This window comes from Gilliamella apicola (assembly GCF_003202915.1).
GTDB lineage: Bacteria > Pseudomonadota > Gammaproteobacteria > Enterobacterales > Orbaceae > Gilliamella > Gilliamella apicola_Q.
Window position 1 is genome coordinate 708,926 of the sequence record NZ_QGLP01000005.1, and the last position, 13,612, is coordinate 722,537.

At 35.4% G+C, this 13,612-nt stretch carries 10 protein-coding genes; 9 read left to right on the forward strand and 1 reads right to left on the reverse strand.

What is annotated here, in order from left to right:
• Positions 1–2: 2 nt before the first annotated feature.
• The 9 genes from deoD to DKK79_RS09500 all read left to right on the forward strand — a co-directional run bounded on the left by deoD (position 3) and on the right by DKK79_RS09500 (position 11,798).
• The gene (gene deoD, locus DKK79_RS09460; RefSeq protein WP_110423853.1) at positions 3–719 is read left to right on the forward strand and encodes a purine-nucleoside phosphorylase; all 717 of its coding nucleotides are present in this window, start codon (positions 3–5) and stop codon (positions 717–719) included.
• Positions 720–911: 192 nt separating this feature from the next.
• Positions 912–2,168, forward strand: a complete 1,257-nt coding sequence (locus DKK79_RS09465) for a nucleoside permease (protein ID WP_110423854.1) — start codon at positions 912–914, stop codon at positions 2,166–2,168.
• A gap of 313 nt (positions 2,169–2,481) precedes the next feature.
• The gene (add, locus tag DKK79_RS09470; RefSeq protein ID WP_110423855.1) at positions 2,482–3,651 is read left to right on the forward strand and encodes an adenosine deaminase; all 1,170 of its coding nucleotides are present in this window, start codon (positions 2,482–2,484) and stop codon (positions 3,649–3,651) included.
• A 26-nt stretch (positions 3,652–3,677) separates the two neighbouring features.
• Positions 3,678–5,651, forward strand: coding sequence for a bifunctional 2',3'-cyclic-nucleotide 2'-phosphodiesterase/3'-nucleotidase (locus DKK79_RS09475; protein WP_110423856.1), 1,974 nt, complete (start codon positions 3,678–3,680; stop codon positions 5,649–5,651).
• A 22-nt stretch (positions 5,652–5,673) separates the two neighbouring features.
• Positions 5,674–6,078 (forward strand): cytidine deaminase, encoded by a 405-nt coding sequence (locus DKK79_RS09480; RefSeq protein WP_375537978.1) that lies wholly within the window; start codon positions 5,674–5,676, stop codon positions 6,076–6,078.
• A 202-nt stretch (positions 6,079–6,280) separates the two neighbouring features.
• Positions 6,281–7,582 (forward strand): pyrimidine-nucleoside phosphorylase, encoded by a 1,302-nt coding sequence (locus tag DKK79_RS09485; protein WP_110423857.1) that lies wholly within the window; start codon positions 6,281–6,283, stop codon positions 7,580–7,582.
• A 29-nt stretch (positions 7,583–7,611) separates the two neighbouring features.
• The gene (gene ushA, locus DKK79_RS09490) at positions 7,612–9,297 is read left to right on the forward strand and encodes a bifunctional UDP-sugar hydrolase/5'-nucleotidase UshA (protein ID WP_110423858.1); all 1,686 of its coding nucleotides are present in this window, start codon (positions 7,612–7,614) and stop codon (positions 9,295–9,297) included.
• A gap of 112 nt (positions 9,298–9,409) precedes the next feature.
• Entirely contained in the window at positions 9,410–10,957 is a 1,548-nt protein-coding gene (locus DKK79_RS09495; RefSeq protein ID WP_375537974.1) for a YjjI family glycine radical enzyme, read from the forward strand.
• A complete protein-coding gene (locus DKK79_RS09500; protein WP_110423860.1) occupies positions 10,932–11,798 on the forward strand; it encodes a YjjW family glycine radical enzyme activase in 867 nt (288 codons plus the stop codon). The genes DKK79_RS09495 and DKK79_RS09500 overlap by 26 nt, the downstream gene beginning before the upstream one ends.
• A gap of 210 nt (positions 11,799–12,008) precedes the next feature.
• Here DKK79_RS09500 and DKK79_RS09505 read toward each other — a convergent pair whose 3' ends face one another.
• Positions 12,009–13,487: a hypothetical protein gene (locus DKK79_RS09505; protein WP_110423861.1), complete on the reverse strand. Its 1,479-nt coding sequence runs from the start codon at positions 13,485–13,487 to the stop codon at positions 12,009–12,011.
• Between the last annotated feature and the right edge of the window lie 125 nt (positions 13,488–13,612).

The window sequence follows — 13,612 nt, forward strand, 5'->3', positions numbered from 1 at the left end:
AAATGCCTACCCCACATATTAACGCCGCCGATGATGCTTTTGCTCAAACGGTTTTGATGCCCGGCGATCCATTACGAGCTAAGTTTATTGCCGAAACTTTTTTAGATAATGCTAAAGAAGTAACTAATGTTAGAGGGATGCTTGGTTTTACTGGTCATTATAAAGGTAAACAAGTTTCGGTTATGGGGCATGGTATGGGGATTCCATCTTGTTCTATCTATACAACCGAATTGATTAAATTTTATGGTGTAAAAAACATCATTCGTATCGGTTCATGTGGCGCAATTAGCCCTAATGTCAATCTGGGTGATGTGGTTATTGGCATGGGCGCATGTACGGATTCAAAAGTAAATCGTTTGCGTTTTAAAAATCATGATTTTGCCGCCATTGCTGACTTTGGTCTTGTTTGTAATGCAGTTAATGCTGCGAAACAATTAAATGTGAATGTCAAAGTTGGTAATATTTTTTCAGCTGATCTGTTTTATAGCGTCGAGCCTGATCTTTTCGATACAATGGAAAAATACAATATATTAGGTGTCGAAATGGAAGCGGCTGGTATTTATGGTGTGGCAGCTGAATATGGTGCCAAAGCGTTGGCGATTTGTACCGTATCGGATCATATTCGAAAAGGTGAAGCGATGTCTTCCGAGGAACGTCAGCTTGGATTTAAAGAGATGATTACTGTTGCTTTAGAGTCGGTATTACTGAATTCAAATTAAATTAATGGCAGAATTTCTGCCATTTTTTTTATTTAAAAAATATATAAATTTTACATTGGCTGTTATTAAACAATTTTAACCGTTAATGTGCTTATCGTTATAACTAGCGTCTTGATAGTCATAACAAATTTTATTTATTCATTAATTTTTATCTTATAGGTTAGAAAAGAGCTCATTTAATAAGGAATCAAAATGAATACCAAGCTACAACTGAAAGTTATATTATTTTTACAATTTTTTATCTGGGGGAGTTGGTTAATTACTTTAGGCTCCTATATGATGATTAAATTAAAATTTACCGGTATTGAAGTCGGCGCTGTATATAGTACTATGGGGATTGCTTCAGTATTTATGCCTAGTCTGCTTGGTATTGTAGCTGATAGATGGATACCTGCTAACCGCTTATATGTGCTTTGCCATTTGATTGGTGCAGTAACCTTATTTATCGCGGCATCTATTACTTCACCATTTTTAATGGTATTAGTGATGCTTATTCATTGCCTTGCTTTCATGCCAACTATTGCGATTTCTAATTCGATTTCTTACTCTTGTTTAGAATCACAAGGACTTGATGTTATTGAACAGTTCCCGGCAATTCGAATCTTCGGTACTATCGGTTTTATCGTTGCAATGTGGTTAGTTAGTTTTATGCAGTTAGAACTAAGTAATTTGCAACTTTATATTGCTGCCGGTAGTTCAGTTTTATTAAGTCTCTATTCATTAACCTTACCTTTAATTGAAGTTACAAAAAATGATGGCAAAGAAAAGTCTATTATAAGTGCATTAGGTTTAGATGCATTTGTATTATTAAAACAACCTAAAATGGCCATCTTCTTTTTATTTGCGGTATTATTAGGCGGAATTTTACAAATTACTAATACTTTTGGTAATCCATTTCTACATGACTTCGATAAAGTACCGGAGTACGCTGATAGCTTAGTGGTTAAATTCCCATCTGTTTTATTATCAATTTCGCAAATTTCAGAAGTAGTATTTATCTTATTTGTACCATTTTTTATGAAGAAACTTGGTATTAAATATGTGATGTTAATCAGTATGTTGGCATGGGTTGCACGTTTTGGTCTATTTGCTTATGGCGATCCATCACCATTCGGCTTCGTACTGTTATTGCTATCGATGATTGTTTATGGTTGTGCGTTTGACTTCTATAATATTTCTGGATCAATGTATGTTGAAAAAACAGTATCCCCTAACATCCGTAATAGTGCTCAAGGTTTATTTATGACGATGACTAATGGCATTGGTGCTTACTTAGGTTCTATGATCAGTGGTATTGTGGTTGATAAATTCACCTCAAACACTGGTGTAATTGATTGGCATAATGTATGGCTAGTCTTTGCTTGTTACTCACTAGTGCTAGCAGTTATTTTTGTCTTGATATTCCAAAATGACACTACTGAGCAAAAAAACGCAATCGCTAGCAACTAACTAAAATAAAATTCAGGTCAAAGAGTTTTTTGACCTGAACTATTGAATCAAGATTAGAATAAATATATCAACCAAAATAATTCATTTGGCAAAATCACCGATTAGGCAACTATAAAATAGTTGTCTAATTATTAACTAGACGAAAATGTTATCAGTCTCACAGAAAACCGATAAATCACACAAAATGTCTGGAAAATAAGTGTTTTATCAAGGTAGAATAAAATGCTTGTAATTATTGTATCAATTTAGTCTTACTGATTGATGAATAATTTACAAGTGCCTATAAGCATATACTTAAACAGATTAGAACTCGATGAATAAGCAAATAATCCCTAAAGTTATACTTCATGAGCATGTAGAAGGCAGTATTACTCCCTTTATGGCGAAAAAGCTAGCCGATAAAAATCATTTAACTTTCCCTGAATCATTATGTTATCGAGCCGGCGAATATGATGAAACCGAGTATAAAAATGGTCGATATAACTATGATGAATCCGATTTTGTTTCATTTATCCAAACATATGATACTGTCTCTAATTTTGTGAAACATCCTGACGATTATTACCTAATTACCTATGATTTTTTGAGCCGAAATGCTAAGCAAGGCTTAATTTATTGCGAGCTGTTTCTGTCACCTTATCATATCTGTGCAACTGAAAACCGAGGGCAAATTATTTGGGATCAAAATCGATTTAAACTAACGCTTGATCAGATAGATAAAGCGATTATAGATGTTCAAAAAGAGCATAATATTACCGTCAGGTACCATGTCATTGGCGTACGGCACCTTGGTGCTGATGTGGTTTACGATACACTGCGATTTATTGAAAATAACCCTCACCCATTTATTACCGGATTTAATATTGCTGGCAATGAAAAAGCTGGGCATTTTGATGATTTTGAAAAAGCTCATCAACTTGCTGAAAAATTAAATTTAAAAAAATCCTACCATGCAGGTGAAATTGATTCGGCTGAAAGTATTATTCATGCTTTAAAACATGGTGCAAATCGTATCGGGCACGGTATCGCGGCAATTGAAGATGATAGCTTGATTAAACAATTAGTTAATAACGAAATCACGTTAGAAATAGCTCTCACCAGTAATCGTATTTTAGTCAATAATTTACATGGTGATATTCATAATCACCCAATTCGACAACTTTATAATAAAGGGGTAAGAATCACCCTTAATACTGATGATGCAGGTATTTTTGGTACCGATATCGAAAAAGAGTATCAACTTGCCGAACAAATTTTTCATTTTTCACGCTTAGAACTATTTGATATTACTCTTTGTGGCATTGATGCCGCTTTTATTGAATCCAAAGAAAAATCACGTTTATTACATGAGGTTTTGGCTTTTTTTACCACCAACGATAAGCAGTGTTTACAACAAGCAATCAACGAAGAGCAGTATCACCCCGCTATTATTGAACGATTGAAACATTACCAAATGTTATTAGCACAACAGGTTAATGATTAACTGAAGCAGAAAAATAGGAGATTAAAATGAATAAAACCCGATTAACGTTAAGCCTACTACCCCTATTAATTTCTGGAACACTGCAAGCTGCAACAGTAGATTTAAGAATTATGGAAACGACTGATCTGCACGGTAATATGATGAATTTCGATTATTTTAAAGATCAGAATATTGATACCTTTGGTTTAACTAAAACAGCCAATTTAATTCATCAAGCACGACAAGAGGTTAAAAATAGCGTATTAGTTGATAACGGTGATCTGATTCAAGGCAGCCCTATGGCCGATTATGCCTTGAATAAGGGACTAAACAAAGGTGAGATCCATCCGGTTTATAAAGCTCTTAATACGCTGGATTATGTAGTCGGTAATATCGGTAATCATGAATTTAATTTTGGTTTGGATTTTCTACAAAAAAGTCAGGCTGGGGCAAATTTTCCTTATGTTAATGCCAACGTTTATGATGCCAAAACGAATAAACCTTTCTTCAGACAATATATTATTTTAGATAAACCGGTTGTTGATAGAGACGGTAAAAAACACACTATTAAAATCGGTTATATTGGTTTTGTTCCACCACAAATCATGCAATGGGATAAACTTAATTTGGAAGGAAAAGTAATAGTTAAAGATATTACGCAAACCGCCAAAGAGTTGGTACCTGAAATGAAAAAACAAGGGGCTGATATTATAGTTGCGATTCCCCATTCCGGCGTTTCTGCCGAGCCTTATAAGGCTTTAGCCGAAAATTCGGTTTACTATTTAAGCCAAGTTGACGGGATTAATGCCATTATGTTTGGCCATTCTCATGGCATATTTCCAAGCGAGGATTTTAAATCATTGCCGAATACCGATATTAATACCGGAAATATTAACCATATACCGGCGGTGATGCCAGGGCAATGGGGTAGCCATTTAGGCGTGGTCGATTTAGTTATAGAAGGTGATAAAGCTAATTGGAAAGTCGTTTCTGGTAAATCACAAGCCCGCCCAATCTTTGATGTAAAAAATAAAAAAGCGTTGGTTGATGCCGATCAAAACATTGTTAAAGTGTTAAAAAAGGATCATGAAGGTACCCGAGAGTTTGTCGGTAAGCCAATTGGTAAGGTATCAACCGATATCAATAGTTATCTAGCATTAGTTGAAGATACTTCTGCTTTGCAGATTATAAGTGATGCGCAAATTGATTATGTGCAACAGTTTGTCCAAGGTGATCCTGATCTGGATGGCTTACCTATTTTGTCAGCGATTGCACCATTTAAAGCTGGTGGTCGTAAAAATGATCCTACAGCATATGTGGATGTAAAAAAAGGTGATTTAACCTTTAGAAACGCAGCCGATATCTATCTTTATCCGAATATTCTTTCAGCCATTGAAATTACCGGAAAAGAAGTTAAAGAGTGGCTAGAATGTTCTGCCGGTGTTTATAATCAAATAGATATCAATTCGCCACAACCACAATATCTGATTAATTGGGATAAATTTAGAACTTATAATTTTGACACTATCGACGGAGTGAATTATCAAATTGATATCACTAAACCAGCACGTTACGATGGTAATTGTCAGTTAATTAATCCTGACTCAGAACGTATTGTAAACTTAACTTATCAACAAAAACCCATTGATCCAAATCAAGCATTTTTAATTGCTACCAATAACTATCGTGCTTATACCGGCGCATTTCCTGGTACCGGTGGAAAAAATGTTAAATTTAATTCACCTGATGATTTAAGAGTTATTCTTTCAGCTTACATAACTAATCACACTAGAAAACAAGGTGAAGTGAAGGTAACAGTTGACAATAACTGGCGAATTGCGCCGATTAGTAGCCAGACGAATTTGGATATCCGCTTTGAATCTTCACCAACGGAGGAAGCTAAAGCTTATATTGAAAGCCATTCATTGTATCCTACTAAATTTATTGAGAAAGATAAGTTAGGTTTTGGTTTCTATCAACTTAATTTACAAGCACCTAGCAAATCGCAACCTAAAAACTAATAAGAGATTGAAGACTACAAGGATTATAATTATGAAAATTGATAAACTAATCGAACTTGCTAAAACAGCTCGCTCAAAGGCTTATGTGCCCTATTCTAAATTTCAAGTCGGTGCTGTGTTAATTACCGAAGATGATGAAGTTATTTTAGGATGCAATATTGAAAATGCCTCTTATGGACTTGCTAACTGTGCTGAACGAACGGCGATTTTTAAAGCTGTATCAGAAGGGAAAACAAAATTCAAAAAATTAGTGGTAATTGGTGATACAGAGGGACCAATTTCACCTTGTGGGGCTTGTCGTCAAGTTATCAGTGAATTTTGTGCTAAAGATATGCCGGTGATTTTAACCAATATGCACGGCAAAATTCAAGAAACCACTGTCGGTGAATTATTACCTTTCTCATTTTCACCAAGTGATTTAGATTAGTTTTATTGATGGGTAATGTAATTCAACTAATTAAAAAGTGTATTTAGAAAATAAATTAACAGAATGAATTGGAAAACTAATAAGCAAATAATAAAAGTGATTGATAATATAGTTGGCTAACATCAGCGTTATTACCAATCCAAATCGTGGATGAGAAGAATATAATCCTAATTTGATTTATTGATATTAAGAGAGAAGTGTAATGAGATTTGTAGATATTATTGAAAAAAAACGTGATGGCCATGCGTTAACCACTGAAGAAATTCAATTTTTTATTACTAATTATACTAATGGTACGATTCCTGACTATCAAGTCAGTGCTTTGCTTATGGCGATTTATTACCAAGGTATGACATCAAAAGAGTGTGCTGATTTAACCAGTGCGATGATGTATTCAGGCGATACCGTTGATCTTTCATCAATTAAAGGTATTAAAGTCGATAAACATTCAACAGGTGGTGTAGGTGATACAACCACTTTAGTGTTAGCACCATTAGTTGCTGCTTTAGATATTCCGGTTGCTAAAATGTCAGGTCGTGGATTAGGTCATACAGGTGGAACAACAGATAAGTTTGAAACAATTCCCGGCTTTAAAATCGAATTAGGCAAACAAGAATTTATTGATCAAGTTAACCAAAAAGGTGTTGCGGTTATTGGTCAATCCGGCAACTTAACTCCTGCTGATAAAAAGCTTTATTCATTACGTGATGTAACTGGTACGGTTAACTCTATTCCACTGATCGCTAGCTCAATTATGAGTAAAAAACTGGCTGCTGGCGCTGATGCTATTGTGTTGGATGTTAAAACCGGTGACGGTGCTTTAATGAAAACAATGGAAGATTCTGAAAAATTGGCGCATGAAATGGTTAACATTGGTAATCAAATTGGCCGACGAACCATGGCGATTATCTCAGACATGTCACAACCGTTAGGTTATGCCATTGGTAATGCCTTAGAAGTTAAAGAAGCCATTGATACCCTAAATGGTCATGGTCCTGCTGACTTAACGGAGTTAGTTTTAACCCTTGGTAGTCAAATGGTTGTGTTAGCCAATAAAGCTAAAACATTAGATGAAGCAAGAGAAAAACTGCAAGAAGTGATTAAAAATGGTAAAGCGATAAAGAAATTCAAAACACTAATTGAAGCTCAAGGTGGCGATAGTTCAGTCGTTGATCATCCTGAAAAATTGGCCAATGCACGTTATCAAATCGATCTACCAGCACAAAAATCAGGTTATGTATCACGCATTATTGCCGACCAAATTGGTATTGCTGCGATGCAATTAGGTGCAGGACGAGCAACTAAAGAAGATATTATTGATCCTGCTGTAGGTATCGTTTTACATAAAAAAGTGGGTGATAAAGTTGCAGTGGGCGAAGCACTATTAACTATTCACGCAAGCAGTGATCAAATTGATGCAATTAAACAAAAATTGTATGACAATATTGAGATCAGTGATAGTGCTAAACAACCGCAATTAATCTATAAAGTAATTACGGAATAGTTCTAATAAATAAGGATTTAGAAGACGCCATGTATCGTTTTAATTTGAATAAAAAACTGTCACTACTTGTTATTTCCATTCTGTTTTCGGTAAATTCATTTGCCGCAGATACCACCAAGCAGTCTACCGCAGTTACTTGGGAGAAAAACAAACCCTACTCGTTTACTATTTTGCATACTAATGACCATCATGGCCGTTTTTGGCAAAATGATATTGGCGAGTATGGTTTAGCTGCTCAAAAAACAGTGGTTGATCAAATAAGAAAAGAAGTCGCAGAAAAAGGCGGAAAATTACTGCTACTTTCTGGTGGTGACATTAATACGGGCGTCCCTGAATCCGATGTATTACAAGCTAAACCCGATTTTATCGGTATGAACGATATTGGCTATGACGCCATGGCGGTTGGTAACCATGAGTTTGACCATCCTTTAACCGTTATCCGTGAACAACAAAAATGGGCTCGCTTTCCATTTTTATCAGCAAATACTTACTTCAAAAATACCGACAATCGTGTCTTTGATGCCTATAAGATGTTTGATTTAAATGGCATTAGAGTAGCAGTGTTTGGTTTAACTACTGATGATACCATTTTGCTTACTTCACCCAAAAATACTGAGGGTATTGAGTTTCGTAAAACCTTGCCAGAAGCGGAAAAAGTCATCAGTCAAATTAAAAGTAATGAACACCCTGATATGATTATTGCGGTGACGCATATGGGACATTATGAAAATGGTGAGCATGGTTCAATGGCGCCGGGTGATGTGGCATTAGCACGAGGATTAAAACCGGGCGAGTTAAATATGATTGTAGGTGGTCACTCACAAAACCCTGTTTGTATGGCTAGCCCTAATAAACTTATTACCGATTACGTACCGGGCACGCCATGTGCGCCAGATCAACAAAATGGCACTTGGATTGTTCAAGCCCATGAATGGGGGAAATACATTGGTCGTGCCGATTTTGTCTTTTTAAACGGTAAAATTACTCTACAAAATTATCAATTAATTCCAATCAATCTGAAAAAAGAAGTGGATAATGGTAATGGAACTAAACGTCTTGAATATTACACCAGTGAGATCCAACAAAACCAAAATTTGTTGGAAACTCTAAGACCTTATCAGGAGCAAGGTAAACAGCAATTGCTCACTAAAACGGGTGAATTAATTGGACGTTTAGAAGGTGAACGTAACGTAGTAAGATATCAACAAAGTAACATGGGTCAATTACTACTTAGTGCCTTGATTGAAAAAACCAATGCTGATGTCGGTATTATGGCTGGCGGTATGATTCGAGATTCACTTATCGAAGGCGATATTACTTATCGTGATATTTTAAAAGTTGAGCCTTTTGGTAATAGTGTTGTCTATTTTGATTTAACTGGTCATGAATTGGTGGAGTATCTTAAAGTTGCCTTAAGTAAAAAACAGGGTTCAGGTGGCTATACTCATTTAAAAAATATCACATTAACCAAAACCGGCGATACGATTAGTGATATCAAAATTAATAATGAGCCAATTGATATGCAAAAATCTTATCGCATTACGACATTAGATTATTTAGCGGCTGGTGGAGATGGTTATCCTGCTACCAATAGGTTACCAACTTATGTGGATACCGGTTACCGAGACGCCGATGTGATAAAACAATATTTTGAAGCGCATTCACCAATCAATGCAGCAGATTATGAACCAACGAATTTTATTTTAGAACAATAGTGGTTCTAACGAAGAAATATAGAACCTAAATAGCACTAATGATAATGATTTTCAGTGCTAACAAATAGCTATCAAGATTTAATTTCGCTTTCAGCATTATACAGAGGTATTTATGAACATGACAGAATTTCAAAAAAATTGTTACGAAATTGTGACCGACCCCAATTTGTCACCAAAACAAAAAGCCAACCTTCTCGCGTTAGCAGCTGAAAACAATTTACCGTATGTTGATTTAGATAGTGAAACACAAAATGCCCTTAATGAGCGAGTGATTTGTGATATGTATGAAGGCCATGCTCCATATAAACCTCGTTATGTATTACCGGATTATACTAAATTCCTTAAGCAAGGATCGGAATATTTAGAACTTGAACCAGCAAAAAACTTTGATGATGCATTAAATATGCTAACCATTGCTTATCATCATGTTCCTTCTGTCACTGGTATACCAGTTTATTTAGGCTGTTTAGATCAAGTATTACTTCCTTATGTTGGCAATTTAACAGAAGAGGAGCTCTATCCACGATTAAAGCGTTTTTGGATTATGTTAGATCGTAATCTTCCTGATGCCTTTATGCATGCCAACATTGGTCCAACCGATAATGTGATCTGTCGGGTTATATTACGTGTCGATCGTGAACTTAAACAAGTTGCACCTAATTTAACCTTTATTTACGACGAAAATATTACGCCAGAATCTTTACTTAATATTGCAATTGAGAACATTTGTCACACTGCCAAACCACATATTGCGAATAATATGATGATTAAAAAAGATTTTGATGAGAAAGGTTATGGGGTGGTGAGCTGTTATAACTCTTTACCTATTGCTGGTGGTGGTAGCACGTTATCTAGAATCAATTTGAAAGAAGTCGCATTAAAAAGTAACAACATCAGCGATTTTTTACAAAATACCCTACCTTATTATTGCCAATTGCAATTGAATTTAATCAAAGCAAGATCGGAATTTCTTTATGAGAAATCGAATTTCTTCCAAAATAGCTTTTTAGTTAAAGAAGGATTAATTGACGCAACCCGATTCGCGCCAATGTTCGGTATTTATGCCATGGCTGAAGCAGTCAATATTCTACAAGAAAAATCTAGCTTAGCCGGTCGTTATGGCGTCGATGAAGATGCTAATCAACTGGCCACCACTATTTCTCAACAATTAGCCGACTTTATTGATAACCATAAAATTAAGCATGCATGGCAAGGTAAAGCAATGTTACATGCTCAATCTGGCATCAGTTCAGATAGAGGCGCTACGCCAGGTTTACGTATTCCTTATGGACATGAACCGGATCCAGTTACTCATATTATGGCACTATTTAAACACCATAAATATTATACCTCTGGTATTAGTGATATTTTAACGGTTGATGAAACAATAAAAAACAATCCTCTAGCCTTAGTACAGATTTGTAAGGCAGCATTCAAATTTGGTTTCCGTGAATTTACCGCTAATATAAGTGGTAATGATCTGGTACGTGTAACTGGATATATGGTGAGATTATCAGATATCAAAAAATACAAACAAGAGGGATCGCGAATTAATACCACCTTTTTAGGTAGTGAAGCGGCCGAAGATACTGAAAATAACAGCTACTTATGCCGAACACCTCGGGTAATCAGTCATGAACAAGTCATGGGCAATCGTTAATAAACTGTTACCCTTTTCTTGTGTTGATGGACCGGGAAACCGGTTAGTCATCTTTTTACAAGGCTGTAATTTCAAATGTTCAAATTGCCATAATCCTTATACCATTTCACGGTGTAAGGATTGTGGGGATTGCGTTACTACCTGTCCACATCAAGCGTTAACATTTATCAATAACAAAGTGATTTGGCAATCTTCAAATTGCCAGCAATGTGATAACTGTATTAATACCTGTAATTATCAATCCACACCAATGACCTATAACTACAATATTGAAGATATTCTACTCGAAATTCGTAAATACTTACCTTTTCTCAATGGCATTACAATTAGCGGTGGTGAAGCAACATTACAATTACCTTTTATTGAAAAGCTATTTCAAGCGATAAAACAAGCAGAAGATTTAAAACACCTGACTTGTTTTATTGATAGTAATGGTTATTTAGCTAAAACTGGCTGGCAAAAAGTTGAAAGAGTAATGGATGGTGCGATGATCGATCTGAAAGCTTGGGATACTCAAGTGCATAAAAAACTTACTGGTCGGGATAATGATCGCGTCAAACAAACCATTGAATATCTAGCCCAAATAGGAAAACTGCATGAAGTCCGATTTTTAGTGATTCCTGAGCATACTGATTTGCAAAACAGTGCTAAACAACTTGCTGATTTTTTAATAATACTCAACCCACAAATTAAAGTCAGAATTAATGCTTTTCATAATCATGGTGTACATGGCATAGCCAAAACATGGCCAGCGGCAACACAACAGCAAATCGAATCTTTTGCTGCTGAATTAAAACATTATGGATTGCAAAATATTACTTTGCCGAGTATCTATCTATAATATCTTTATAGCCACATTAATTATAAGGTCGGATTATTTACAGGTATTTGCTAACCGGTAATTGTGATGCTAATCATATTGCAAATGCAAAAATAATTATCTTTAATCAATACGAAACGACTGATAAGCATAATTATCACCCCTGACAAAATAAACTTGCTGGAAGATGGCAATATTTTTTTACCAACTTCAGCAAGTCATCAATTTTAATTAATATTTGGTACACATGGTATAGGCACTATCTGGTTCGACAATGACATTACCCTCAGCATTTCCTACACTATAACGATGGATAAATCCATCGGAGTCAACCACAGAAGTCAATTCATTGGTGAAATAAAAATCATAATTAAATAATTTTTCGTAATCAGAATCACTGATACCAGCCATCATATCGCGCAAGTCACCATTTATTGGTGCATAATAGAAAATTTTACCCCACTCTCCCATTAAGCTATTGCCAATAGCACGTTTATATCCATTTCCTTGGAGATACCATTGGGTATTAGTGTTATTATCATAAGCAAGAGGTGAATTAGTCAGTTCTGCTCGCGTTGGTAAGCGATCACCACTGTTTCGGCATAAAGATTCCGCATCATAGAAAGAGATGAAGCCAAGATTGCCTGTATGTACATAAAACCAATGTTGTATTGAGAATTGATAAAAGAAGGTTGCGTTTGTTTGCGTGTTGGTAAGTTGAATTACAAATTTATCTCCTTTACTAGGGACATTATTAGTAAAAATAAATTCACTTTTTGAGTCTGCAACCGAACTGCGTGGTACATTTTTTAGGGATGAATTTGGATTTTTAAGTATTTTGTAAGTATATTGTGATATCGAATTAACTGGCACAATTCTGAAGCGAGCATATGGAAATGCAGTACTTGGGAAATGATTACCGGAAGCATCAACAGCCGAGGCTATAAAACCAGTACCTTTAACAAATTGATTCGGATCATAAGGATCCGCTCGATTAACAACATTACTCCCCCACCATGCATTATTATCGCCTTCCGGCCAGCCAGTTGGATAAAGGGTGTTAACTGCTAAAACGCCAGGTCTTATATAACAAATACCATCGTTAGCTTTTACGGTAAATGTTTTAGAAACTTCTTTAGGCTGAGATTCAGTCGGAACACCATACTGAGTTTTAGCAGAAATACTAATAGTAAGCTTTAGTGTTGAATCACCTTTATAAGAGGCTGAATTACAGATATTACTACCTAATGCAGCTGTTGAATCAGAAGGAATTATATTATTATTACTATCACGCCATTCTGCTGTTATACTCTCCACTTTAAAATTATTGCTACTTCCCAAATAATCACCATCAATATCAATAATATCATCATTAGTCATACTCGAAAAATCAACATCAAATGAATACATACTTGGTGAAGTATCAAAGGCAACAGATATTTGATTAGATGAACCAGGGGTAATAACTAAAGGATCACTGTTTGGTACATTTAATTTTACTTTAATACCATTAAGTGCTTTTGTGCCGCCTGACTCTGAAATCTCCGGCGCATTACCAATAATATACATTTGCGTGATCACGGATGACGGCAAAATTGCTAACCCATTATTTACAGAAATCGATAGTACCAATAAAAATAACATCGGTTTTGATAGGTTTAATAATAGTATTAAAGACAATTTTCTAAAAAAAACTACACAATTGTTCATCGCTACTCCTCTATGCATAAACTTCTCCGCCGATCCGAATAAGATTATTGATTTGAAGTATTATTGAATTAACAATTTTTATAGAAAGATAAAAAATTGCTACCCGCTAATATCAGTGCTAAGAC